The organism is Halomonas sp. ATBC28 (assembly GCF_005937175.1).
GTDB classification, from domain to species: domain Bacteria; phylum Pseudomonadota; class Gammaproteobacteria; order Pseudomonadales; family Halomonadaceae; genus Vreelandella; species Vreelandella titanicae.
Map to the genome: position 1 here is coordinate 1 of NZ_VCQL01000082.1, position 577 is coordinate 577.

Consider the following 577-nt stretch of genomic DNA (forward strand, 5'->3'; position numbering starts at 1 on the left):
TCTGTTTTATGGTGCCAGAAAGGGTGGTATCGCGCTGGGTTTATTAGGCGGTATCGGTCTGGTCATTCTGGTCTTCGTCTTCCACCTTCAGCCAGGTAAACCACCGGTTGATGTCATGCTGGTTATCATCGCGGTGGTGGCGGCATCGGCGACCTTGCAAGCTTCGGGCGGTCTTGATGTCATGCTGCAAATTGCCGAGAAGCTGCTGCGCCGCAACCCGAAATATGTCTCAATTGTCGCGCCGTTTGTGACCTGTACACTGACCATTCTTTGCGGTACGGGTCATGTGGTTTACACCATTCTGCCGATCATCTACGACGTCGCCATTAAGAACAACATCCGTCCGGAACGTCCGATGGCGGCAAGTTCTATCGGTGCACAGATGGGGATTATCGCCAGTCCGGTATCGGTTGCGGTCGTGTCTCTGGTTGCGATGCTGGGTAATGTCACCTTTGATGGCCGCCATCTTGAGTTCCTCGATCTGCTGGCAATCACCATTCCATCGACGTTAATCGGTATCCTGGCGATCGGTATCTTCAGCTGGTTCCGCGGTAAAGATCTGGATAAAGACGAAGAG

General features: G+C 53.2%; 1 pseudogene. It reads left to right on the plus strand.

Annotated features, from left to right (window positions below):
• Position 1: 1 nt before the first annotated feature.
• A pseudogene (gene dcuB, locus E0L35_RS25410) lies at positions 2-577 on the plus strand (anaerobic C4-dicarboxylate transporter DcuB); the annotation flags it as partial.